We start from the raw sequence: 22,950 nt of genomic DNA on the forward strand, positions 1-22,950 counted from the left end.
TCGAATCATCTGTCGGTCGTGATTTTTGTCTCGACCGGATTAGATCGCAAGCATATAATGCTCTACATAACGATATTCATGATGATGGGAGGATGGCTGCACTATGGCGCGCATGGGATATAGCGAAGAGCATGAGGCGTTCCGGCACACGGTGCGCAGCTTCCTAGACCGGGAGCATGAACCCTATCTGCGCCAATATGAGGCCAAAGGCGGGCTGGACCGCGATTTCTGGAAAAAGGCGGGCGCGGCCGGCCTGCTGGGCCTCGCGCATACGGGTGAAGGCGATTTCACTTATTATGCCATCATGGCGGAAGAGCTGGGCCGCACCGCCGGCAGCGCCACGACTGGCAGTTCCCTCATGGCGGACGTCGCGACCTATATATTGATCGGCCACGGGACGCAGGCGCAGAAGGATCGCTATCTGCCCGGCGTCCTGACTGGCGAGTGGACGCAGGCCATGCCGCTGACCGAACCGGGCGTGGGCAGCGACGCGACCGCCATTGCAGCGACGGCGACGCGCGACGGCGACGACTATGTCATCAATGGCGAGAAATATTTCATCTCCAACGGGGCGGGCGCGAACCTGCTGTACGTCGTCGCCAAGACCGATCCGGCCAAGGGCGGGCGCGGCATGAGCGTCATCATCGTGGAATCCGATACGCCCGGCGTCGCCCAGTCGAAAATTCCGATGATCGGCTGGCGGCAGGGCGATACCGGCGCGCTCAATTTCGACAATGTCCGCGTGCCGGCGACCAATCTCGTCGGCGTCGAAGGCGGGGCGATGAAGATATTGATGGATACCTTCCTGGAGGATCGCATCCAGATCGCGGCCCGCTGCCTGGGCGCGGCTTCCAAGGCACTGGAATTGACGCTCGACTATGTGAAGCAGCGCAAGGTGTTCGACCAGCGGGTGATCGATTTCCAGAACAGCCAGTTCATGCTGGCCGATTGCCGCGCCGATATTCGCATTACCGAAACCATGGTCGACACCGCGATGATCCGGCTGCGGAACAAGGCATTCACCTTCGAGGATGGCGCGATCCTGAAATTATGGGCGACGCAGATGGAGGGGCGGGTGCTGGATCGCTGCGTCCAGTTGTTCGGCGGCGCGGGACTGATGGACGAAAACTCGATCGCCCGCATGTGGACCGCCGCGCGTATCCAGCGCATCTATGCGGGCACAGATGAATTGCAGAAGGTCGCGATCGCGCGCGGGATGCTGGCATGAGCGGGGAGAGCGTCGAAGCGTTCGCTCGCCGCTATGGCGATGCCTGGGCCGATCCGGACAGCGACGCCTTCGTCGCGCTGTTTGCGCCCGATGCCGTCTATCGCGACGATCAGGTCGGCCGGCTGAACGAAGGCCATGCGCAGTTGCGCGCCTTCCACGCCCATTTCGTTGCCGCCATTTCCGATATCCGCATGGATTTCCCGCGCGCGTTCCAGTCGGGGCAGGACGTCTGTCTGGAATGGCGGTTCAGCGGGCGGCAGACCGGCACCTATCATGGCCGACCGCCCACCGGCATTGCCTTTTCCGGGCCGGGCGTTGCGCTCATTCGCCTTGCGCCAGACGGGCTGATCCAGTCGGTGATCGACTATTATGACAGCGGGGCGGTGAAGACGCAGTTGAATGCGGAGGCGCACGCATGACCATCAGGGTGGAAAGGCAGGGCGCGGTGGCGCTGGTGACATTGGATCGGCCGCAGGCGAAGAATGCGATCACCGACGCCATGCGCCGCCAATTGTGGGAAGCGTTCGAGGATATCGCGCTGGACAAGGACGTCCGCGCCGTTGTGTTGACTGGTGAAGGCGGCGATTTCTGTTCCGGCGCGGATGTCGGCACGTTCGGCGGTGGCGGCCTGCCCGGATCGCTGGGGCGAATGCACGAACTGGGGCGGATCAACCGCGCCATCTATCACCTGAACAAGCCGACGATCGCTGCCGTACCGGGCATCTGCGCCGGCATGGCCTGGGGCTTTGCGCTGTGCTGCGATTTCGTGCTGGCGGCGGAGAGCGTCAAATTTGTGCAGATATTCCGCAATGTCGGCCTGGCGCCCGATGGCGGATCGGTCTGGCTGCTCAACCGGCTGGTCGGACCCATGCGGACGAAGGAACTGTGCTATAGCGGCCGGGTGGTGCGCGCAGACGAGGCGCTGCGGCTGGGGCTGGCGCTGGAAGTGCTGGCGACGGACGATCTGCTGCCCCGCGCCATGGCGTTCGCGCAGGAACTGGCGGCGGGGCCGGGCATTTCCATCGGCCTTGCCAAGCGACAGGTCGATCTCGCCGCGACCATGGATTTCGACCAGTTCCTGTCGGCCGAACATATGATGCAGCCGGTCGCCAGCCGGTCGGAGGATCATGGCGAGGGCGTTGCCGCCTTCCGCGAGAAGCGCAAGCCCGTGTTCAAGGGTGCATGAGGTCGGGCCGTTCGCGCGCGACCAGCCGCCGGGCATGGACGAACATGATGCCTGACAGGATGCAGGTGCCCATGCCCGCCATCATCGCATAGCGCAGGCTGTCCGCCGCGAAGACCGGCCGCCAGTGATCGCTGAGCGCACCCACCAGAAATGTGGTCAGCGCGCCGCCGATCACTGCATTGGCACAGTTGGATATGCCCGCCGCCGTGCCCCGCGTATGTGGCGCGCTGACCGCCTGATAGGCGGCTGAGAAGCAGGGGGAGTAAAGCACGCTGACGCAGGTGCCCATGAAGGTGGCGGCCAGCGCCCACTCCTTCGACGGGGCGATGAAGATCAGCATGTAGAGCGGGAACAGCGCAAAGACGTTCCAGATCGAAAAGCGGATCAGTGCGTCGGTCCCCTTGGCCGCCAGCCAGTTGCCGATCCACCCGCCGCCGATCAGGCCCAGCGCCATCCCGCCCGCCATCAGCGGGCCAAAGATCAGGCCGACCTCGCGCACGCTCATGCCATGGCTGCGGATGAAGAAACTGCCCAACTGGTTGACCAGCCCGACATTGACGAAGGTGACCACCGATCCCGCCGCGATCAGCCAGACCAGCGGCCGGTTGCGCCAGACGTCACCAAAGGTCGATCCGCGCATCTCCACCAGCCGTTGTACCGGTGCCCGCTTGGGCTCACGTCCCTTCCACAGCACCAGCAGCGCCAGCAGCAGGCCGGGCGGTCCCGCGACCAGAAAGGCCGGGCGCCAGCCATATTCGGATGCGATCCAGCCGCCCACGGTCCAGGCGATCAATATGCCCGCCATGCCCCCGGCATAGAAAGTGCCCATGGCGAGCGGCCGGCGGGCGGGTGGATAGCTGTCGCTGATGAGCGACATGGCGGCGGGCACGATGGCGGATTCGCCTGCGCCCACGGCGGCACGGGCCAGCGCCAGTTGCGGGAAGCTGGACGCAAGGCCGCATCCCATGGTGAAAAGGCTCCACAGACCAAGCGATCCGGCGACCAGCCGCGACCGGCTCCAGCGATCGAGCAGCCAGCCCGTCACCATGCCCAATATGCCATAGACGAGAACGAAGGCCGCGCCGGTCAGCAGGAAAAGCTGGGTATCGGACAGGCTGAACTCGACCTTGATCGGCTCGGCGACCACCGCGATCATCAGCCGGTCGACATAGGCAAGGCAATAGGCGGCGGACAGCAGCGCCAGCATCATCGGCGCGCCGGTCGTTTTTGGGGCGACATCGCTCTTCATGGCTTAGCGCGCCGACCGCAGGAAGGGCTGGCCATTGACGGTCAGGCCCGAATAGCTGTTGGCGACCGCCATCGGCAGGAATTCCGCCGGGAAGTTCAGGCTGGGGCGGGACGCGGCATCCAGCTGCGCGATCGCGGCGGGGTCGAGCGTCAGGTCGAGCGCGCCAAGGTTCGCCTCGAACTGCGCCAGAGTCCGCGCGCCCATGATCGGTGCGGCGACACCCGGTCGTGCCAGCAACCAGGCCAGCGCCACGCTGGCCGGGGTTGCGCCATGGGCGGCGGCGATGCCCTTCAGCAGGTCGATCACCTCGAACGCATGTTCGCTGATATGGCGTTCCAGACTGTTGGCGCGGCCCGGTGACGCGGCCTGCTGATGATCGCGATCATATTTGCCGCTGAGCAGCCCCGACCGCAGCGGCGACCAGGGGGCGATGCCCAGCCCCATCGCCTGCGCCATCGGCACCAGTTCCCCCTCGACCGTCCGTTCCAGCAGGGAATATTCGACCTGCAACGCGATCAGCGGTGCCCAGCCCCGGAAGCGGGCGATGGTCTGCGCCTGTGCCACCTGCCAGGCTGGGGTGTCGGAAAAGCCGATATAGCGGACCTTCCCCATGCGGACGAGATCATAGAGCGCGGCCATCGTCTCCTCCACCGGGGTGAAGGGGTCGGCCCAATGCTGCCAGTAAAGGTCGATATGGTCGGTGCGCAGCCGTTGTAGCGAGGCGTCGCAGGAGGCCATGATCGCCTTGCGACTGGCGCCACCGCCATTGACATTGCCCGGCTGCATATTGCCGCTGAACTTGGTCGCGATCACCATGCGGTCGCGCCGGGCGGGATCGGTGGCGATCCAGTCGCCGATGATCCGTTCGCTGCTGCCACCGGTATAGATATTGGCGGTGTCGATGAAATTGCCGCCACGATCGGCATAGGCGTCGAGGATGCGGGTCGCCTCATCCGCTTCGCTGCCAAAGCCCCATTCGGTGCCGAATGTCATGGCGCCCAGACAGAAACGGCTGACTTTCAGGCCCGACCGGCCAAGCGTTACATAATGGTCAAGCGGCATGGCGCCTCTCCTTGTTCAACGATCTGGGTGATGGCGAATCGACGGCCGGAGCGATCCGGCACGGCTATCGGGCGGGCTGTCTTGCAAAGGATCGCGCACTCGGATGCGCCAAATGCGACAGCGAGTTGGACAGGTGTTGCGCCTTATCGCATCCCGCCGTCAGGCCCGGATTCCCTTGCATTTTCGCATCCTCTCGCGCTTTTCACCTTTACATTTGCAATGTCGGCGAAAAACCGTAAATACATATATAGTCAGCAAGCGTATAGAACTGACGAACATAATCAATATAGATTACGACATTGGAGGGAGGATGTGATGAAGCGGTTCGGAACCCTGCATGCGCTAGCCATGACGAGCTGTCTGGCGGGCGTGACCCCGGCCTTCGCGCAGGATCAGGCGCCCCAGGCCCCGGAACAAGCCCAAAGCCAGGCTAATGTCGGCGTGGCCGACATCATCGTGACGGCCAACCGCCGTGCGCAGAACCAGCAGGATGTGCCGATCGCCGTTAGCGCGGTGACCAGCGAACTGGCTGAGAAGCTGGGCGTGACCGATATTGCCACGCTGACCAATGTGGTGCCGGGCTTCACCTTCAACCGGCAAAGCTCCGGCGCGCAGCCCTTCATTCGCGGCATCGGCAACCAGTCGGCGACGATCGGCAACGAACCATCGGTCGCGATGTTCGTGGACGACGTCTATATCCCGACCAGCAACGCGGCGATCTTCGAATTCAACAATATCGATTCCGTCGAAGTGCTCAAAGGGCCGCAGGGCACGCTGTTCGGTCGCAACGCGACCGGCGGCGTCGTGCATGTCCATACCCGCGATCCGTCCACCACCAAGTCGTCGGCCGATTTCGAGATCGGCTATGGCAATTATGAGACGGTAACGGCCAAGGCCTATGTGAATTTGCCAGTATCCGAAAGCATCGCCGTCAATCTGGCCGCCTATCGCGTCGATCAGGGCGAGGGCTGGGGCCATGACATCTATACCGGCGACGATCTTTATACCCGGCGTGCCTGGGGCCTGCGCGGCAAGATCCTCTTCAAGCTGGGCGAGGATACCGAATTGCTGTTGTCGGGCGGCTATAATTACCAGAAGGGTACGGCAGGCATGTCCTTCCGCACGGTGGAGGGCTTTGCCGGCCGCGCGGGGATGACGCCGGAGGAAGCGGGCGCCGGTTTCTATGATGGCATGACCGGCATCGGCGACTGGTACAAGGCCAAATTCGCCATGGGATCGGCCAAGCTGACCCATGATTTCGGCGCGCTGCGCTTCGTCAGCATCACCGCCTATACCGACACGAAGAACCCCAATCATTATGATATTTCCGCCCATCGCGGCAATCTGACCGCCGATTACCGGCAGGAAGAATGGGCCTTCACCCAGGAATTGCAGCTGATGTCGGCGGACGATGCCAAGCTGCAATGGATCGTCGGCGGCTTCTACCTGAAGGACGCGGCACTGTTCGACGGCGTGTTCACCGGCACGGGGCCGGCGGCAGGCACCGGTCCCGGCGGCCTCAATCTGGGGCCGGCGATTCCGGTCGGCCGCTATTCCAGTTCGCACGCGCGCCAGAAGACGGAATCGATCTCTGCCTTCGGTCAGGCAAGCATGGAGATTGTCGATGCGCTGACCGCGACGGTCGGCCTGCGCTATACGTCGGACAAGCGGTCGATCGGCTATAATGGCGGGGATTTCGGCATCATCGGCGGGCCGGTACTGGCGACGGCGGGGCCGTTCCCCGACAGCCGCCGCTTCAACAAGGTGACCGGCCGCTTCTCGCTCGATTACAAGGTCAATGACGACCTGATGGTCTATGCCGCCTTCAACCGCGGCTTCAAGAGCGGCGTCTATTCGACGTCCAGCTACAATAGCGCGACCAAGGCGGTGGTCGCGGCGGTGCAGCCCGAAACGCTCGATGCCTATAGTGGCGGCTTCAAGAGCGAATGGTTCGACCGCATGGTCCGCTTCAATGCGGAGGCTTTCTATTACAAGATTGCCAATGCCCAGTTGCAGAACAATTTGACCAACCAGGCGGGCACCGAAATCCGCAATGCGGGCAAGTCGCGTCTCTACGGGTTTGAGGCGGAACTGACGGTGCAGCCGACGCAGGCGCTGACCATCATGGGCAGCGTGTCGGTGGTGAACGGCAAATATACAAGCTTCCCCGGCGGCCCGACCTATTTCCCGCAGGCACCCAATGACCAGATCCCTATCCCGCAGGGCTGTTCCAGCAATCCGCTGATCTTCCCGGCGGGCGGCGGCGGCCCCGTCTATCCGACCAGCGCCACCACGCCGTTGCTGCCGGTGCCGGGCGGCTGCGACCTCAGCGGCAACAAGACGTTGCAGACCATTCCCTTCTCCAGCAGCCTCAGCGTCGTCTATTCGATCCCGCTGGCGTCGGGATCGATCGACCTGTCGAGCAACTGGCTGCACACCGAGCCCTATTATTTCGAGCCGGACAATAATCCCTTCGTGCGACAGGGGGCAGTCGATCTGGTCAATGCCGCCGCGACATGGAACAGCGGCAGCGGCGTGGGCGTGCGACTGTGGGTCAACAACCTGACCGACAAGAAATATTACAGCTATATCGCCAATAGCGGGTCGTCGGGCGTCAAGGGATCGCCGGCCGCGCCGCGCACCTATGGCGTGACGCTGACGGGTCGTTTCTGACCGAAAAGGGCAGGGGGCGGCGAACCCGTTCCCTGCCATTTCAAGGGAAGCAGGATGCAGTTTATCGACGTCAGCCGTGACGGACCGGTCACCACCGTCACGCTCAATCGCCCGGACGTGATGAACGCCATCAATGTCGAGATGCATGAAGAGTTGCAGGCAGCGTTCGATGGCTTCGCCGCCGACCCCGACCAGCATCTGTGCGTCGTGACCGGGGCGGGGGACCGCGCCTTCTGCGCCGGATCGGACCTGAAGGCAGCGGCGCAGAGTGGGTTGCCGCCCGTCTATCCGCGCAGCGGCTATGCCGGGTTGATCGAACGGTTCGATTGTCCCAAGCCCTTCATCGCGGCAGTGAACGGCGTCGCGCTGGGCGGCGGGTTCGAGGTCGCGCTGGCCTGCGACATCGTGATCGCATCGGACAATGCGAGTTTCGGCCTGCCCGAACCGCTGGTCGGCGCGGTGGCGCTGGGTGGCGGCTTACATCGGCTGGCGCGGCAGATCCCGCTCAAGCAGGCCATGGGCGTCATTCTCGCGTCGCGGCGCCTCTCCGCTGCCGACGGACTGCGCATGGGCTTCGTCAATGAAGTGGTGCCGGCGGCGGACTTGCAAGCAGCGACCCGGCGCTGGGTGGACGATATCATCCGCGCCTCACCCGTATCGGTGCGCACGTCCAAGGCGGTGGTGCAGCGCGGCCTGGCCGAGGACAGCATCGCCACCGCCATGGCGAACCAGAAAGACTATCCCGAATTCATCGCCTGGCGCGCCAGCGAGGATATCAAGGAAGGCCCGCGCGCCTTTGCCGAAAAGCGCAAGCCGGTCTGGACCGGGCGTTGAGAAAGCCCGAAAAAGGCTTGCATCAAACTGGTTCGCTAGATTACCAATATCGCATATTCGCAGGAGAGACATGACGTGACTGCCCAGCTTGCCGATTCCATCAGCTTTCCCCGTGGACCGGCCTGGCGGAACCGCATCGCCCTTGCCCCGCTCACCAACTGGCAGAGCCATGAGGACGGGACGCTGGGCGAGGATGAATATCAGTTCCTGACCCGCCGGGCCGATGGCGGCTTCGGCCTCGTCATGACCTGCGCTGCCGCTGTGCAGAAAAATGGCATTTCCTTCCCCGGCCAACTGGCCGTCTATGCCGACGATCATGTCGACGGGCTGGCGCGGCTGGCGGACGGGATCAGGGCACGGGGCGCGGTGTCGGCGGTGCAGTTGCAGCATGCCGGGTCGCGCAGCAATCCGGAGATTAGCGGGCAGCAGGCCGTATCGCCCTTCCCCTATGCCAAGCGCAACGTCCGCGCGCTGACTACGGCCGAAGTCGAGCAACTGATCGAGGATTTCGTGACCGCCGCCGTGCGCTGCGAAAAGGCCGGGATCGATGGCGTCGAACTGCATGGTGCGCATGGCTATATGCTCTGCCAGTTCCTGAACGCCGAGGAAAATCAGCGGGATGACGGCTTTGGCGGTTCCTATCGGAACCGGACGCGCATCTATCGCGATATCATCAGCGGCATCCGTGCCGCGACAGGACCGGATTTCCAGCTGGGCGTGCGCCTGTCGCCGGAAAAATATGCTTATGGCACGGGGGAGGCGATCGCCTTTGCCGAGGAATTGCTGGGCGGCGGGCAGATCGACTATCTCGACATGTCGCTGTGGGACAGTTTCAAGCTGCCCGATGACGACGCCTATCATCCCGCCCGGCTGGTCGACCTGTTCGGGCGGCTCGATCGCGGCAATGGCACGCGGCTGGGCGTGGCGGGTCATATTTTCTCGTCGCAGGATGCGCAGGATTGCCTGAACAGCGGCGCCGACTTCATCTTTTTCGGACGCGGCGCCATCCTGCATCATGACATGGCGCGCCGCGCGATCGAGGAGCCGGCCTTCGTGTCGCGCAGCTTCCCGGTGACGCGCGCCTATCTGGCGGAACAGGCGGTGGGGCCGGCGTTTCAGACCTATCTGGCGACGGGCTGGAAAAATTACGTCGCGGACTGAAAAGAGGCGGGCGCCGTGGCGCCCGCCAGGCTTCAGGCCAGCAAATCGGCTGGCGGGGGAAAGGCATCCTGATTGATCGCAGACAGCCCGCCATCGACCACCAGCAAATGACCGCTGACCTTGCGCGCACCTGGCCCCGCCAGGAACAGCGCCGGACCGACCATATCCTCCGCCTGCGTCCAGCCCCTGATCGGGGCGATGTCGCCATAATAGTCGAACAGCGCCTTATTGTCGGGCAGGAAGGCGGTCGTCATCTGCGTCAGCACCGGGCCGGGCAGGATCGCGTTCACCCGGATGCCACTCGGCCCCAGTTCGCAGGCCAGCGTCTTCACCATCTGGTTGAGCGCCGCCTTGGACGATCCATAGGCACCGCCATAGGGCGTGCCGCCCAGCCCCCGGATGGACGAAACGATCAGGATATTGCTGCCCGGCCGCTGCGCCATGGTGGGCGCCAGCGCCTGTGCCAGCAGCAGGGTCGCGCCTGCATTGACCATGAACACTTGTCGCCAGACGTCCATGGTCAGGTCCAGCAGCGGTGCGGGTGGCGGCGAATAGGCGGCATTGCTGACAAGGATGTCGATGCCGCCCAGCCGCTCTGCCTCTGCCGCCAGCACGCGCACTGCCGCCTCATCCGCCAGATCGGTGGGCGCAATGTCGGCCCGTTGTCCCAGCGCTGTCACCTCTTGTGCGACGGTCGCCAGTTCATCGCCCGATCGCGCCGCCAGCAGCAGGTCCGCCCCCTGCGCCGCAAAGGCGAGCGCGATCGCCCGGCCGATCCCGCGCCCGGCGCCGGTAACAAGCACGCGCTTGCCCGCGAGCGTGCTCATGATGCGGTGCCGAAGGTCAGGATCGGCTTGATCGTCTTGCCGCTATGGGAGTCGGCGACCGCTTCGTTGATCCGGTCCAGCGGGTAGAAGGCGGACAGCCGGTCGATCGGGAAGCGCCCCTCCAGATACCAGTCGACCAGTTGCGGGATCAGGATTGCGGGATCGCAATCGCCATTCACGACGCCCCGGATCATCCGCCCGCTGATAAGCGGCAGGATATTGAGCGTCACCTCCGACTGGTTCGACGCGCCGAGCAGGACGCAGGTGCCGCGTTCCTTCAGCGCGCCGACCGCCGCCGCGATCAGCGCAGGGACGCCCGAAGTGTCGATCGCCTGATCGACGCCGCCCAGCGCCGCCAGCGCTTCGCCCAGATCCTGCACCGATGTATCGATGATGTCGGTCGCGCCCAGTTCCTGCGCCAGCGCCAGGCGCGATGCGACCCGGTCGACCGCGATGATGCGTCCGGCGCCGAGCGCCTTGGCCGCCATCAGCGCCGCCATGCCGACCGCGCCTGTGCCGAACACCGCCAGCACCGTATCCGGGCCGGGCTTCAGCACGTTGATGACCGTACCGGCGCCGGTGGACAGGCCGCAGCCGAGCGGCCCCAACAGTTCGAGCGGCGCGTCCTTGCGCACCTTGATCGTGTTGCGCGGGCTGGTGATGGCATGGGTGGCAAAGGAGCTTTGGCCGAAGAAGGCGCCGCCCAGCTTGCCACCCCTGTCGTCCGTCAGCGTGGCCGATCCGTCCGGGCGGCTGCCGTAGAAGTTGAGCAGCGGATAATGTTGGCAATAAGCGGGGTGATGATCGGAACAGGACGCGCATGTGCCGCAGGTGTTGAAGGTCAGCACGACCGGATCGCCCGGCGCGAAACCGCTGACATTCGCCCCCACCGCCTCCACGATGCCCGCGCCCTCATGCCCCAATATCTGCGGCAGGGGCAGCGGCATGATCTGTTCGATGATGGCGAGGTCGGTGTGGCAAATGCCCGTCGCCACCAGCCGGACGCGCAATTCATCCGCATTGGGTTCGACCAGATCGACCGTTTCGACCGTGAACGCGCCATGGGCCTGACGCGCCACCGCTGCCTGTATCTTCATGCCGTTTCCTCTCCCGTTTGCGCCGGGTCTGATCGCCCGGCAAATTGATCGATTGCCTGCTGCGTGGTGACGACCTGCCCGACGATGGCGCTGGCGCTGAGCAGGGCGGCGGCATGTTCCTCGTCGGTCAGGGCGGCGGTAGCATCAGACAGAAATCGGACGCGATAGTCGCGCATCGCCGCGTCACGCGCGGTACTTTCGCAGCAGCAATTGCTGATCGTGCCGCAGACGAACACATCCTCTATGCCCCGCGCGCACAGCCATTCGTCCAGATCGATCGCGGCGTTGACGAAGCAACTGAAGCGATATTTGTCGAAGATCAGGTCGCCGTCCACGACATGCAGGCCGTCATAGAGCGCCTGACCCGGCGCGCCGGCGCGCAGATGCGGGGCGCTGAGCAGGGACAGGCTGCCTTCGAAACGCTGCCATGCCGGCTGCTGCCCCGGTCCATCATCCACAACCCTGTGACGCGACCAGAGGATCGCGGCACCGGCTTCCCGCGCGGCGTCGACCAATGCATTGATCCGAGGGACGATGGCCGGCGCGTGCGGATTGGGAAAGAGCGCCTGCTCACCAACAAATGCTGCCTGCATATCGACCACGATGATCGCGGCTCTGGCCGGGATCAGCGCCGGAAATCGATTCATCAGGGTGCTGCGCGCAACCGCCCAGTCCGGTATGTGCAGGGGGTGCGTCATACGCCCACCCCGGTCATTTCGAACCTATGTCCTGCATAACCGGGCGCTATGGGCCTCACCAGATAGTCGCGCATCCTGCTCTCCTGACGGCCATTTTGCTGACCGCTCAATACCGTAATGCAGCATATTATTATTCAGTTGACAATATGCTGGGTTCGGAGTGATTGCTACCGGAAATAAACGAAGACGAAAATGGGAGGGTGTTCATGCTGCGTCATGTGCTTTGGACGTCTGCGTCGATCGGCGCATTTCTGGTTTCCCAATCTGCGATGGCGCAGGAAAGCAGCGGATTGGCGGATATTATCGTCACCGCGCAGAAGCGGGCGGAAAATCTTCAGGATGTCCCGATCGCCATTTCCGCCGTCCCCGCCAGCGCGCTGGCCGAGTCGGGCATCCGCTCCACGCAGGATCTGGCCCAGTCGGTCGCCGGCCTGAACGTCACCCGTACCACGGAAGCGACCGTCTTCACCCTGCGCGGCATCGGTACGCAGGGCGGCTCCACCGGGCAGGACGGTGCGGTCGCGACCTTCATCGACGGCGTCTACATGCCGTCGATGGCCGGCGCGACCTTCGCGCTCAACAATATCGAGCGGATCGAGGTGCTGAAAGGGCCGCAGGGCACGCTCTATGGCCGCAACGCGACCGGCGGCGCGGTCAATGTCATCACTCGCACGCCGCAGCAGACATTCTCGATGGATGCCTCGCTCGGCTATGGCAATCTGGAGACGATGGAGGGCAATTTCTACGCCACCGGCGGGTTGGTGCAGGGTATTTCGGCCGACGTCGCGGTCTATTATCGCAATCAGGACAAGGGGTTCGGCTATAACCGGATCATCAATCGTGACGTCAACCGCTCGCAGGATTTCATAGTCCGCAGCAAGTTGTTGTGGGAACTCGGCCCCGATACCGACCTGACGCTGGCTGGCGACTATGGCCGTACGAAGGGATCGCTTGCCATATCCTATCGCCCGGTGCCGACATCGCAACTGGTCGACGGGACGGGCTATGCGCAATATCTGGCCAATGGAAATAGCTATTACGACTCGCAGAGCGAGTTCGAACCAGTCGTAGATACCCGCATGTTCGGTGGATCGGCCAAGTTGCAGCATAGTTTCGGTGCATTCAGCCTGACCAACATATTGGCCTATCGCGGCGCGAAGGGTTTCCAGCGCGTCGAAGTCGATGCCACGCCGCTCAAGATCATCGACGCGCCGCTCTTCAACCGCGAGAAACAATGGACCGAGGAAATCCAGCTCGCCTATGACAGCGACTCGGTGAAGGCGATGGCCGGCTTCTTCTACATGGATGCCAAGAGCCAATATGACCCGTTCCAGATCGTCGGCCTGGCGATTGCGGGTTCGACTGGGGGGCTGTCAGACCGCATCGTCATCTATTCTACCCAAAAGACCCAAAGCTATGCCGGCTTTGGCCAGGTGACATGGGAATTTGCGACCGACACCAACCTCACGCTCGGCGCGCGTTATACGGTCGACAAGAGGCATCTGGATGCGGATCAGTTTTTAGGCATCGCTATCCCCCAGCCGGACGCTTTCTGTTCGGCCTATTGCCGGCCGGACGGCACGCTGGTGCCGATCGGCAGCGTCAACCAGAGCAAAACCTTCAAGAAGCCGACCTGGCGTATCGCGCTCGATCATCAGTTCGGCCGCGACCTGATGGTCTATGGCAGCTACAGCCGGGGCTTCAAGAGCGGCGTCTACAATCTGACATCGCCCGCCGACGCGCCAGCGCAGCCCGAAACGCTGGATGCCGGCGAACTGGGCTTCAAATCGACCATCCTCAATCGCATCCGCTTCAATGCCGCCGCCTTCTATTATAAATATAAGAATATTCAGGCATTTCAGGTCAATGGCGCCAACACGACGCTGACCAATGCCGCGTCCGCTAAAATTTATGGCTTCGACTTCGATTTCCAGGCGGAGATTGGCGCAGGCTTCTCGTTAAGCGGCAGCGGAGCCTATCTGCATCACCGCTATGGCAGCTTCCCGGTCGCGACCATTTCCTTCCTGCAACAGCCCGACGGCGCCCCCGATTATGCGGGCTATACGCCGGGCCTGGGCAATTATGTCTTCCCCAATTGCAGCGCGGCGGAACATAGCGGCAAATTCTATTGCTCGGCGAGCGGCAACAAGCTGGTCAACACGCCTGACTTCACCTTCAACCTGACGCTCAATCATGAGCTGGAACTGGCCGGCGGCAAGCTGAACAGCAATATCAACTGGTCCTATAATAGCGGCTTCTACTGGGCGGTGGACAATCGCCAGAAGCAACCGGAATTCAACATCTTCAATGCCCAGATGATGTGGACTGCGCCCGAAGAGCGGTGGAATATCCGGGGCTGGGTCCGCAACCTGACGGACAAGAAATATTTTCTGACATTGAACGAGAATGGCAGCGGCGACATCGCCACGCCGGCGCCGGCGCGGACCTATGGCGTCTCGCTCGGCTTCCACTTCTGAAAAAGGACGGCAGGATCATGGATGCATTCCATCTGGTGATTGACGGGAAACTGGTGGCCGGCGCGCAGAGCATGCCGGTCATCAATCCGGCGACGGAGGCGTCGATCGCCGATTGCCCGCGGGCGGACGAAGCGCAGTTGCAGGCGGCGGTCGCGGCGGCCAAGGCGGCCTTTCCCGGCTGGGCCGCGACGTCTATTGATGAACGGCGCGCGGCGCTCATCAAGGTCGCTGACGAAATGGAGGCGCGGCTGGAGGAACTGGCGCGCCTTCTGACCGCCGAACAGGGCAAGCCGCTGCCCAGGGCGATGGAGGAAATTGGCGGGTCCGCCTTCATCCTGCGCGCGCTCGCCAGCCTCGACCTGCCGGAGAAGGTAGTTCAGGAGGATGCGGGCGGCCGCTTCGTGGAGCAGCGCTATCCGCTTGGCGTCGTCGCGGCGATCACGCCCTGGAATTTCCCCATCTCCCTGCTGATGGTGAAGGCGCCGCCTGCGCTGCTGGCCGGCAACACGCTGGTGGCCAAGCCCGCGCCGACCACGCCGCTCACCTCGCTGCGGATTGCGGAAATCTTCAACCGCCATCTGCCCGCCGGCGTGTTCAACATGATCGTGGACGGCAATGATCTGGGCGGCGTGCTGACCGCGCATCCGGACGTCGCCAAAGTCTCCTTCACCGGATCGACCGGGACCGGGCGCAAGGTGATGGCCAGCGTGTCGAGCCTGCTGAAGCGGATCACGCTGGAACTGGGCGGCAATGACGCGGCGATCGTGCTGGACGATGTCGATCCCAAGGCGACGGCCAAGAGCCTGTTCGAAGGGGCGATGGTCAATTCGGGTCAGGTCTGCCTCGCGATCAAGCGCGCCTATGTGCATGACTCCCAATATGACGCCATTTGCGACGAACTGGCGGAGCTGGCGCGGCTGGCCGTGGTCGATGACGGGATGCAGCAGGGCGCGCAATATGGTCCGCTGCAGAACAAGGCGCAATATGACAAGGTGCGCCAGATGATCGACGAGGCGGCCGAGCGCGGCACCGTGATCGGCGGCGAGGCGCTGGACCGGCCGGGCTATTTCATCCGCCCCGCGATCGTGCGCGATATCGACGATGATGCCAGCATCGTGCGCGAGGAACAATTCGGCCCGGTGCTGCCGGTACTGCGCTACAGCGATCTGGACGATGCCATCGCGCGCGCCAACGACACGGATCAGGGGCTGGGCGGCACCGTGTGGGGCAGCGACAAGGCGCGCGCGCTGGACGTCGCCGGCCGGCTCCAGACCGGCATGGTGTGGATCAATAGCCATATGAACATCAATCCCTTCGTCCCCATGGGCGGGGCCAAGCAATCGGGCATGGGGCAGGAACTGGGCCAGGGCGGGCTGGAGGAATTTACCCAGCGCCGGCTGGTCTTCGTGCCCGCCTGACACGCCCCTGTTGGAGATTATGATGCGTTATGATGTGGTGATCGTCGGTGGCGGTCAGGGCGGGGCGAGCGCAGCGGTGCTGCTGCGTCAGTCTGGATTCACCGGCACGATCGCGATCGTCGGGCGTGAAACCGAAGCGCCTTATGAACGGCCGCCGCTGTCGAAAGACTATATGCTGGGCGAAAAGCCGTTCGAGCGGCTGCTGATCCGTCCGGCTGCCTATTGGGCAGACAATGGCATCGACCTGCTGCTGGGATGCGAGGCGGTGGCAGTCGATCCGGCGGCGCAGACGGTGACGCTGCGCGACGGGCGGACGATCAGCTATGGCGACCTTATCTGGGCGGCGGGCGGTGATCCGCGCCCGATGAACTGCCCCGGCAGCGACCTGCCCGGCATCCATGCAGTGCGCGACCGCGCACATATCGACGCGATCCTTGGCGAACTGCCCGATGTGGAGCGGGTCGCGATCGTTGGCGGCGGCTATATCGGGCTGGAGGCGGCGGCGGCGCTGCGCAAGATGGGCAAGGCGGTAACCCTGCTCGAAGTGCTGCCGCGCGTGCTGGCGCGGGTGGCAGGACCGCAGCTTTCCACCTTTTTCGAGCAGGCGCATCGCGCCCATGGCGTCGACCTGCGCACCGGCACGGGCGTCGCGGCCTTTGAAGGCCATGGCTGGCTGGAAGGGGTGCGCCTGACCGACGAGACGTTCCTGCCTGCACAACTGGCGATCGTCGGCATCGGTATCGTGCCGGCGGTCGCGCCCTTGCTGGCGGCAGGTGCGAAGGGCGGCAATGGCGTGGAGGTGGACGAACATTGCCGCACCAGCCTGCCCCATATCTATGCGATCGGCGATTGCGCCGCCCATGCCAATGTCTTTGCCGACGGCACGGTGTTGCGCGTGGAATCGGTCCAGAACGCCAATGATCAGGCAAGTTGCGCGGTGAAGGCGATCCTGGGCGATCCGCACCCCTATGCGGCGACGCCCTGGTTCTGGTCGAACCAATATGATCTGCGGTTGCAGACGGCGGGCCTGTCCGCCACCCATGACCAGACGGTGCTGCGCGGCGATCCGGCCACGCGCAGCTTTTCGGTCGCCTATCTCAAGGCCGGGCGGCTGATCGCGATCGACTGCGTCAACCAGACGAAGGATTATGTGCAGGGCCGCAAGCTGGTGGAGGCCCGCGCCACCCTTGCCGCAGACCAGCTCGCCGATGCCAGCCGTCCGCTCAAGGATCTGATGCCAGTGGCATAAATAGTTTGCTTGCATATCATAATTGTCATTATGGTAAGAATTGCAGCATGGCAGTCCTGCCAGCATAAAGAGTCGCAAGGAGAGGGCGTTGGCGAAGAATAAGGTCATCATCAGTTGCGCGGTGACGGGCGCGATCCACACGCCCAGCATGTCGCCGCATCTGCCGGTGACGGCGGAGGAGATTGCAGAGGCGGCGATCGGCGCGGCGGAGGCTGGCGCCGCGATCATCCACCTTCATGCCCGCAACCCCGTCGATGGCCGCCCGGACCAGAATCCCGACCTGTTCGAGCCCTTCCTTCAGGTCATCAAGCAGCGCAGCGACGCGGTCATCAACCTCACCACCGGCGGCCATCCGTCGATGACGTTGGAGGAAAGGCTGCGCCCTGCGACCCGGTTCCAGCCGGAGGTCGCCTCGCTCAACATGGGCAGCATGGGCTTTGGCCTGTTCCCCATGCTCGATCGGTACACGGACTGGAAGCATGACTGGGAACCGCAGGTGCTGGAGGCATCGCGCGACCTGGTGTTCAAGAATACGTACAAGGATATCGAAGGGCTGCTGGCGCTGCTCAGCCCGCTCGGCACCCGGTTCGAATTTGAATGCTATGATACCAGCCACCTCTACAATCTGGCCCATTTCCTCGATCGCGGCCTGGTGAAGGCGCCTTTGTTCATCCAGACCTGTTTCGGCATATTGGGCGGCATCGGCAGCCATCCCGATGATGTCATGCACATGAAGCGCACGGCCGACCGGCTGTTCGGCGATCAATATGCGTGGTCGGTGCTGGGTGCGGGCGCGCGGCAGATGGGCATCGTCGCCATGGCGGCGTCGATGGGCGGCAATGTCCGCGTCGGGCTGGAGGACTCGCTGTGGGGTGGGCCGGGGCGACTGGCGCAGAGCAATGCGGAGCAGGTGCAGAGCGCCCGCGCAATCATCGAGGGGATGGGCCTGTCGGTTGCGACCCCGGACGAAGCGCGCGCGATCCTGCATCTGAAGGGCGGGGACCGCACCGCCATCTGACGCGGCACGGCATGACAGGGGAATGGGGTAAGCATGGACAGACGCGGGCCGCTGGTCGGGGTGAAGATATTGGAAGTGGCGGGGGTCGGTCCCGGCCCCTTCTGCGCGATGATGCTGGCGGACATGGGGGCGACGGTGCTGCGGGTCGAACGGGCCGGTGCCCCGCCGATGGTCCCGCCGATCGACCCGGAGAAGAATCTGCTCCATCGCGGGCGGGAAATTATCAGCCTCGACCTCAAGGGCGCCGACGGCGTGGCGCAACTCCTGTCGCTGGTCGACGCCGCCGATGTGCTGCTGGAAGGCTATCGTCCCGGCGTGATGGAGCGGCTGGGCCTTGGCCCGGACGTCTGCCTCGCCCGCAATCCGGTGCTGGTCTATGCGCGCATGACCGGCTGGGGGCAGGATGGGCCGATGGCGCATCTGGCCGGGCACGACATCAATTATTTCGCCATGTCGGGCAGCCTGATGCTGTGCGGACGGGAGGATGAGATCCCGCTGCCCAACCTCAACATGGTTGCCGACATGGGCGGCGGCGGCATGCTGATGGCGTTCGGCATCGCCTGCGCCCTGCTGGAGGCGCGGGCGAGCGGGCAGGGGCAGGTGGTGGACGCCGCCATGACCGAAGGCACCGCGCTACTGGCGACGATGATCCACGGCTATCGGTCGATGAACCGGTGGAGCGACAGGCGTGGCGACAATCTGCTGGATGGCGGCGCCCCCTTTTACGACGTGTACCGGACGGCGGACGGGCAATATATGGCGGTCGGGTCGATCGAGCCCAAATTCTACGCCGGCCTGCTCGCCGGCCTTGGCCTCGATCCCGCCGATCTGCCGCGCCAGCATGATCGCGCTGCCTGGCCGGACATGAAGGCGCGTTTCGCCGCCATCTTCGCCAGCCAGAGTCGCGCCCATTGGGAAGCGGTGTTTACCGATCGCGATGCCTGCGTCACGCCGGTTCTCTCTCCGGATGAGGCGGCGGTCCATCCCCATGCGCAGGCGCGCGGCATGTTCGGCGATCCCGGCGGCGTGGTGCAGCCGATGCCCGCCCCCCGCTTCAGCCGCACCCCTGGCGCGATCGCCAGCCCGCCGCCGGCCGATGAACGGACGCTTGATACGATCGATCCGGTCTGGCGCGTGCCCGCCGGCCGCTGATCCTCAGGCGCGCGGGCGGGCGGCCCGGCTGCTGCCCCGCAGCACCAGCGCGCCCTCGACCACGACATCCTCATGGGCATCGGGATCGTCGCGCAGCGTGCGGATCAGGCGCAGCGTCTCGTCCACCATGCGCTGCGCCGGCTGCGAATAGCTGGTCAGGGAGAAAGCGGGCCAGGCCGCCATCGGCACATCGTCATAGCCAACGATCGAAATCTCCCGGCCGACATCCAGCCCATATTCGTGCCGCGCCACATTGATCGCGGCGATCGCCATCGCATCATTGGCGCAGAATATCGCATCGGGGCGATCCGGCCGCGCGAGCAGGCGGCGGGTCGCAGCGGTCGCCGCCTCGACCCGATATTCGCCGGCCTCCCGGATCGGCGTCGCCGCGCCCTGCTCCGCAAGATAGGTGAAGAAGGCATCCTCGCGCTGGGCATTGGTCGATGACCCGGCTGTGCCGGCGATGAAGGCCATATGCCGATGCCCGCCGGCCAGCAGATGCGCCGCAATGGTGCGCGCGCCGACACCATTATCGCCGATCACGCTGGACGCGGCATGATCGCAGGTCGTGCGGTTGTAGAGCACCACCGGCACCTGCGCACGGCGGCACTCCTCCGCCAGGCCGGACGACAGGCCGACCGAGAGCAGCACCAGCGCGTCGAGCCGATAATGCAATATCTCGTTGATCGACGGTTCGCCGCCGCCGCTGCTCTCGGCCGGAAAGAGCAGCAGGCGCAGGCCCGCCTCGTCCAGCGTGCGCGACAAGAGTTGCAGCGTCTGCACGAAGAAGGGGTTGCCAAGGTCGCCCACACCCACGCCGATGATGTTGGAGCGGCCGCTGATGAGCGATCGGGCCAGCAGATTGGGACGGTAGCCCAGCCGCTGTGCCGCCGCCATGATCCGGGCGCGCGTGTCGGGCGCCACGCTGGCACCGGGGGTGAAGGCGCGCGACACGGCAGACTGCGACACGCCGGCCTCTCGCGCGACGTCATGGGCGGTGATGAAGGAACGATCGTTGCTGCTCACCAGGCCCTCTTCGCAAGAGCGGCGCGCAGGATCAACAGGTGATTGCAATCCATGAATAAGATTGCATTATTTGTTTCATCGATAGATCCTTATCATTTAAAAAGAATATGCAGCGAATTGCCGGACCATGATTGCATAAGTATGCAATAAAAAATCGAGTCGGAGAGAGACGATGATTACGGAAGTGGTGCGGATCGAAATCGAACCGTCGGATGCGCAGGGGTTTGAGGCGGCGGTCGCGCAGGCGGTGCCGCATTTTCAGTCCGCGCCGGGATGCCGCAGTCTGCGGCTTGATCGGTCGGTGGATCGGCCCGGCCTCTACTGGCTGGTGGTCGGTTGGGACAGTGTCGCCGCCCATGTCGATGGTTTCCGCAACAGCCCCGGCTTTCAGGCGTGGCGCGCGCTGGCCGGCCCCTTTTTCAAGACGGCGCCCGATGTCGACCATGTCGAAGCGGCGGTGAACGGTTTTTAAGCGAGGATCAGGATTATGGCTCATTATCTCAAGCGCGGCGCAACGGCCGAAGCGAAGGCGGATGCCGACCGCAAGGTGCGCGACATTGTCGAGGCGGCGCTGGCCGACATCGAGGCGCGCGGCGACGCCGCCGTGCGCGACATGTCGATCAAGTTCGACGGCTGGGATCGCGACGATTATCGCCTCAGCCAGTCGGAAATCGACGCCTGCGTCGACAGCCTGACGCCACAGGAGCGCAAGGATATCGAATTTGCGCAGACGCAGGTGCGCAACTTCGCCCAGATCCAGCGCGACAGCATGACGGATGTCGAGGTGGAGACTCTGCCTGGCGTCATTCTGGGTCACAAGAATCTGCCGGTGAACGCGGCCGGCTGCTATGTGCCGGGTGGCAAATATCCGTTGCTCGCCTCCGCCCATATGTCGGTCATCACGGCCAAGGTGGCGGGCGTTCCCCGCGTCATCACCTGCGCGCCGCCGTTCCAGGGGCAGCCTGCCCGCGCCATCGTCGCGGCGCAGGCCATGGCCGGCGCCGACGCCATCTATGCGCTGGGCGGAATCCAGGCGATCGGCGCCATGGCGCTGGGCACGCAGAGCATCGACCCGATCGACATATTGGTCGGCCCCGGCAACGCCTTCGTCGCCGAAGCCAAGCGCCAGCTGTTCGGCCGCGTCGGCATCGACCTGTTCGCCGGCCCGACCGAGACGTTGGTGATCGCCGACGAGATTGGCTGCGACGCCGAACTCGCCGCCACCGACCTTCTGGGGCAGGCGGAACATGGGCCGGACAGCCCGGCCGTGCTGCTGACCACGTCGGAAAAGCTGGCCCGCGAAACGATGAAGGAAATCGAGCGTCTGCTCACCATCCTGCCGACCGCCGACTATGCGCGCAAGGCGTGGGAGACTTATGGCGAGGTGATCGTGGCGGAGGATGATGCGGAAATGGTCCGTATTGCAGATGCGATCGCTTCGGAGCATGTTCAGGTGATGACCGCTGACCCGGATTATTTCCTGAAGAATATGACCAATTACGGCGCGCTGTTCCTGGGCGCGCGCACCAATGTCAGCTTTGGCGACAAGGTGATCGGCACCAACCACACGCTGCCGACGAAGAAGTCGGCCCGCTACACCGGCGGCCTGTGGGTGGGCAAGTTCATCAAGACCTGTACTTATCAGAAGGTGCTGACCGACGAGGCGTCGGCGCTGGTGGGCGAATATTGCAGCCGCCTGTGCGGACTGGAGGGCTTTGCCGGCCATGGCGAGCAGGCCAATATCCGCGTGCGCCGCTATGGCGGCCGCAACGTCCCGTATGCCGGCACGGCCGAACCGACCCCGGCGACGGCGGCCTGAGCATGGAGGCCCTGCCCATCACGCCAAGCTTTCGGCTGGACGGCAAGCGGGCGCTAGTGACGGGGGCGGGGCGGGGCATCGGCCTCGCCTGCGCCGCCGCGCTGGGACAGGCCGGCGCGCACGTCACCCTCGCCGCCCGCAGCCGTTCGGAGATCGAGGCCGGCGCACAGGCGATCCGCGATGCCGGCGGGCAGGCGGACGCGCTGATTCTGGACGTGAATGACGTGGCGGGCACGGCGCATGCGCTCGACGGGGTCGCACCGTTCGACATCCTGCTTAACAATGCCGGCACCAATCGGCCCAAACCCTTCACCGACGTGTCGGAGGAGGATTATGACGCGGTCCTGGGCCTCAATCTTCGAGCCGCCTTCTTCGTCGCGCAGAGCGTGGCGCGGCGAATGATCGCGGCCGGGCTGCGGGGCTCCATCCTCCATATGGGATCGCAGATGGGCCATGTCGGCGGGCCGCGCCGATCGCTCTATTGCGCGTCCAAATGGGGGCTGGAGGGGCTGAGCAAGGCGATGGCGCTGGATCTCGCGCCCCACGGAATCCGTTCCAACACGATCGCGCCCACCTTCATCGAAACGCCGATGACCCGGCCTTTCTTCGAGGACAAGGCGTTCCTGGCCAGCGTGCTCGACAAGATCAAGCTGGGGCGGCTGGGCACGGTGGAGGATCTGATGGGCGTCGTCGTCTTCCTTGCCTCCGACGCGGCGGCGCTGATGACCGGCACCAGCCTGGTGGTGGATGGCGGCTGGACCGCTGAATGACGGGCA

Annotated in this window: 20 protein-coding genes; 14 read left to right on the top strand and 6 right to left on the bottom strand. The window is 64.3% G+C overall.

Annotated elements, in window-relative coordinates; genetic code table 11:
* Nucleotides 1–103: 103 nt before the first annotated feature.
* The 3 genes from ACNHGR_RS21965 to ACNHGR_RS21975 are packed head-to-tail and all read left to right on the top strand — an operon-like array spanning nucleotide 104 to nucleotide 2,414.
* Nucleotides 104–1,228 carry an acyl-CoA dehydrogenase family protein gene (locus ACNHGR_RS21965; RefSeq protein WP_475288934.1) on the top strand — a complete coding sequence of 375 codons (1,125 nt, stop codon included), beginning with the start codon at nucleotides 104–106 and terminating at the stop codon, nucleotides 1,226–1,228.
* Nucleotides 1,225–1,647, top strand: a complete 423-nt coding sequence (locus ACNHGR_RS21970) for a nuclear transport factor 2 family protein (protein WP_475288935.1) — start codon at nucleotides 1,225–1,227, stop codon at nucleotides 1,645–1,647. Before ACNHGR_RS21965 ends, ACNHGR_RS21970 begins: the two co-directional genes overlap by 4 nt.
* A complete protein-coding gene (locus ACNHGR_RS21975) occupies nucleotides 1,644–2,414 on the top strand; it encodes an enoyl-CoA hydratase/isomerase family protein (protein ID WP_475288937.1) in 771 nt (256 codons plus the stop codon). The genes ACNHGR_RS21970 and ACNHGR_RS21975 overlap by 4 nt, the downstream gene beginning before the upstream one ends.
* On the opposite strand, the gene ACNHGR_RS21980 is transcribed toward ACNHGR_RS21975, so the two are convergent.
* Nucleotides 2,401–3,663 carry an MFS transporter gene (locus ACNHGR_RS21980; RefSeq protein ID WP_475288939.1) on the bottom strand — a complete coding sequence of 421 codons (1,263 nt, stop codon included), beginning with the start codon at nucleotides 3,661–3,663 and terminating at the stop codon, nucleotides 2,401–2,403. The genes ACNHGR_RS21975 and ACNHGR_RS21980 overlap by 14 nt on opposite strands.
* A gap of 3 nt (nucleotides 3,664–3,666) precedes the next feature.
* Entirely contained in the window at nucleotides 3,667–4,725 is a 1,059-nt protein-coding gene (locus tag ACNHGR_RS21985) for an aldo/keto reductase (protein ID WP_475288940.1), read from the bottom strand.
* A gap of 315 nt (nucleotides 4,726–5,040) precedes the next feature.
* Here ACNHGR_RS21985 and ACNHGR_RS21990 point away from each other — a divergent pair, with 315 nt between their 5' ends.
* The 3 genes from ACNHGR_RS21990 (at nucleotide 5,041) to ACNHGR_RS22000 (ending at nucleotide 9,393) form a co-directional block, all read left to right on the top strand.
* Entirely contained in the window at nucleotides 5,041–7,398 is a 2,358-nt protein-coding gene (locus tag ACNHGR_RS21990; RefSeq protein ID WP_475288942.1) for a TonB-dependent receptor, read from the top strand.
* Nucleotides 7,399–7,452: 54 nt separating this feature from the next.
* A complete protein-coding gene (locus ACNHGR_RS21995) occupies nucleotides 7,453–8,232 on the top strand; it encodes an enoyl-CoA hydratase-related protein (protein ID WP_184273035.1) in 780 nt (259 codons plus the stop codon).
* A gap of 75 nt (nucleotides 8,233–8,307) precedes the next feature.
* Entirely contained in the window at nucleotides 8,308–9,393 is a 1,086-nt protein-coding gene (locus tag ACNHGR_RS22000) for an NADH:flavin oxidoreductase (RefSeq protein ID WP_475288943.1), read from the top strand.
* Between the two features lie 32 nt (nucleotides 9,394–9,425).
* Here ACNHGR_RS22000 and ACNHGR_RS22005 read toward each other — a convergent pair whose 3' ends face one another.
* The 3 genes from ACNHGR_RS22005 to ACNHGR_RS22015 are packed head-to-tail and all read right to left on the bottom strand — an operon-like array spanning nucleotide 9,426 to nucleotide 11,964.
* Nucleotides 9,426–10,220, bottom strand: coding sequence for an SDR family NAD(P)-dependent oxidoreductase (locus tag ACNHGR_RS22005; protein WP_475288944.1), 795 nt, complete (start codon nucleotides 10,218–10,220; stop codon nucleotides 9,426–9,428).
* Nucleotides 10,217–11,317, bottom strand: coding sequence for an NAD(P)-dependent alcohol dehydrogenase (locus ACNHGR_RS22010; RefSeq protein WP_475288945.1), 1,101 nt, complete (start codon nucleotides 11,315–11,317; stop codon nucleotides 10,217–10,219). The genes ACNHGR_RS22005 and ACNHGR_RS22010 overlap by 4 nt, the downstream gene beginning before the upstream one ends.
* Nucleotides 11,314–11,964, bottom strand: a complete 651-nt coding sequence (locus ACNHGR_RS22015; protein ID WP_475288947.1) for a cysteine hydrolase family protein — start codon at nucleotides 11,962–11,964, stop codon at nucleotides 11,314–11,316. The genes ACNHGR_RS22010 and ACNHGR_RS22015 overlap by 4 nt, the downstream gene beginning before the upstream one ends.
* Nucleotides 11,965–12,221: 257 nt before the next feature.
* Here ACNHGR_RS22015 and ACNHGR_RS22020 point away from each other — a divergent pair, with 257 nt between their 5' ends.
* The 5 genes from ACNHGR_RS22020 (at nucleotide 12,222) to ACNHGR_RS22040 (ending at nucleotide 19,329) form a co-directional block, all read left to right on the top strand.
* The gene (locus tag ACNHGR_RS22020; protein ID WP_475288949.1) at nucleotides 12,222–14,492 is read left to right on the top strand and encodes a TonB-dependent receptor; all 2,271 of its coding nucleotides are present in this window, start codon (nucleotides 12,222–12,224) and stop codon (nucleotides 14,490–14,492) included.
* A 17-nt stretch (nucleotides 14,493–14,509) separates the two neighbouring features.
* Nucleotides 14,510–15,910 (top strand): aldehyde dehydrogenase family protein, encoded by a 1,401-nt coding sequence (locus ACNHGR_RS22025; RefSeq protein WP_475288951.1) that lies wholly within the window; start codon nucleotides 14,510–14,512, stop codon nucleotides 15,908–15,910.
* A gap of 19 nt (nucleotides 15,911–15,929) precedes the next feature.
* Nucleotides 15,930–17,159, top strand: a complete 1,230-nt coding sequence (locus ACNHGR_RS22030) for an NAD(P)/FAD-dependent oxidoreductase (protein WP_475288953.1) — start codon at nucleotides 15,930–15,932, stop codon at nucleotides 17,157–17,159.
* Between the two features lie 88 nt (nucleotides 17,160–17,247).
* Nucleotides 17,248–18,177: a 3,5-dioxohexanoate:acetyl-CoA acetone transferase gene (gene kce / locus ACNHGR_RS22035; RefSeq protein ID WP_475288954.1), complete on the top strand. Its 930-nt coding sequence runs from the start codon at nucleotides 17,248–17,250 to the stop codon at nucleotides 18,175–18,177.
* A gap of 33 nt (nucleotides 18,178–18,210) precedes the next feature.
* Nucleotides 18,211–19,329, top strand: a complete 1,119-nt coding sequence (locus ACNHGR_RS22040) for a CaiB/BaiF CoA transferase family protein (protein ID WP_475288956.1) — start codon at nucleotides 18,211–18,213, stop codon at nucleotides 19,327–19,329.
* Nucleotides 19,330–19,332: 3 nt separating this feature from the next.
* Here ACNHGR_RS22040 and ACNHGR_RS22045 read toward each other — a convergent pair whose 3' ends face one another.
* Nucleotides 19,333–20,355 carry a LacI family DNA-binding transcriptional regulator gene (locus ACNHGR_RS22045; RefSeq protein WP_475288958.1) on the bottom strand — a complete coding sequence of 341 codons (1,023 nt, stop codon included), beginning with the start codon at nucleotides 20,353–20,355 and terminating at the stop codon, nucleotides 19,333–19,335.
* 172 nt (nucleotides 20,356–20,527) lie between these two features.
* Here ACNHGR_RS22045 and ACNHGR_RS22050 point away from each other — a divergent pair, with 172 nt between their 5' ends.
* The 3 genes from ACNHGR_RS22050 to ACNHGR_RS22060 are packed head-to-tail and all read left to right on the top strand — an operon-like array spanning nucleotide 20,528 to nucleotide 22,944.
* Nucleotides 20,528–20,827, top strand: a complete 300-nt coding sequence (locus tag ACNHGR_RS22050; protein ID WP_184273067.1) for an antibiotic biosynthesis monooxygenase family protein — start codon at nucleotides 20,528–20,530, stop codon at nucleotides 20,825–20,827.
* Between the two features lie 15 nt (nucleotides 20,828–20,842).
* Entirely contained in the window at nucleotides 20,843–22,174 is a 1,332-nt protein-coding gene (gene hisD, locus ACNHGR_RS22055; RefSeq protein WP_475288959.1) for a histidinol dehydrogenase, read from the top strand.
* Between the two features lie 2 nt (nucleotides 22,175–22,176).
* Nucleotides 22,177–22,944, top strand: coding sequence for an SDR family NAD(P)-dependent oxidoreductase (locus ACNHGR_RS22060; RefSeq protein WP_475288961.1), 768 nt, complete (start codon nucleotides 22,177–22,179; stop codon nucleotides 22,942–22,944).
* The last annotated feature ends 6 nt before the right edge of the window (nucleotides 22,945–22,950 follow it).

It is taken from the genome of Sphingobium sp. RS1 (assembly GCF_056156825.1).

What these genes read in the sequence shown, in the direction of transcription:
- ACNHGR_RS21965 (WP_475288934.1), top strand. Translation starts at nt 104, where the DNA reads ATGGCGCGCATGGGATATAGCGAAGAGCATGAGGCGTTCCGGCACACG.
- ACNHGR_RS21970 (WP_475288935.1), top strand. Translation starts at nt 1,225, where the DNA reads ATGAGCGGGGAGAGCGTCGAAGCGTTCGCTCGCCGCTATGGCGATGCC.
- ACNHGR_RS21975 (WP_475288937.1), top strand. Translation starts at nt 1,644, where the DNA reads ATGACCATCAGGGTGGAAAGGCAGGGCGCGGTGGCGCTGGTGACATTG.
- ACNHGR_RS21980 (WP_475288939.1), bottom strand. Translation starts at nt 3,663, where the DNA reads ATGAAGAGCGATGTCGCCCCAAAAACGACCGGCGCGCCGATGATGCTG.
- ACNHGR_RS21985 (WP_475288940.1), bottom strand. Translation starts at nt 4,725, where the DNA reads ATGCCGCTTGACCATTATGTAACGCTTGGCCGGTCGGGCCTGAAAGTC.
- ACNHGR_RS21990 (WP_475288942.1), top strand. Translation starts at nt 5,041, where the DNA reads ATGAAGCGGTTCGGAACCCTGCATGCGCTAGCCATGACGAGCTGTCTG.
- ACNHGR_RS21995 (WP_184273035.1), top strand. Translation starts at nt 7,453, where the DNA reads ATGCAGTTTATCGACGTCAGCCGTGACGGACCGGTCACCACCGTCACG.
- ACNHGR_RS22005 (WP_475288944.1), bottom strand. Translation starts at nt 10,220, where the DNA reads ATGAGCACGCTCGCGGGCAAGCGCGTGCTTGTTACCGGCGCCGGGCGC.
- ACNHGR_RS22010 (WP_475288945.1), bottom strand. Translation starts at nt 11,317, where the DNA reads ATGAAGATACAGGCAGCGGTGGCGCGTCAGGCCCATGGCGCGTTCACG.
- ACNHGR_RS22015 (WP_475288947.1), bottom strand. Translation starts at nt 11,964, where the DNA reads ATGAATCGATTTCCGGCGCTGATCCCGGCCAGAGCCGCGATCATCGTG.
- ACNHGR_RS22020 (WP_475288949.1), top strand. Translation starts at nt 12,222, where the DNA reads ATGCTGCGTCATGTGCTTTGGACGTCTGCGTCGATCGGCGCATTTCTG.
- ACNHGR_RS22025 (WP_475288951.1), top strand. Translation starts at nt 14,510, where the DNA reads ATGGATGCATTCCATCTGGTGATTGACGGGAAACTGGTGGCCGGCGCG.
- ACNHGR_RS22030 (WP_475288953.1), top strand. Translation starts at nt 15,930, where the DNA reads ATGATGCGTTATGATGTGGTGATCGTCGGTGGCGGTCAGGGCGGGGCG.
- ACNHGR_RS22040 (WP_475288956.1), top strand. Translation starts at nt 18,211, where the DNA reads ATGGACAGACGCGGGCCGCTGGTCGGGGTGAAGATATTGGAAGTGGCG.
- ACNHGR_RS22050 (WP_184273067.1), top strand. Translation starts at nt 20,528, where the DNA reads ATGATTACGGAAGTGGTGCGGATCGAAATCGAACCGTCGGATGCGCAG.
- hisD (WP_475288959.1), top strand. Translation starts at nt 20,843, where the DNA reads ATGGCTCATTATCTCAAGCGCGGCGCAACGGCCGAAGCGAAGGCGGAT.
- ACNHGR_RS22060 (WP_475288961.1), top strand. Translation starts at nt 22,177, where the DNA reads ATGGAGGCCCTGCCCATCACGCCAAGCTTTCGGCTGGACGGCAAGCGG.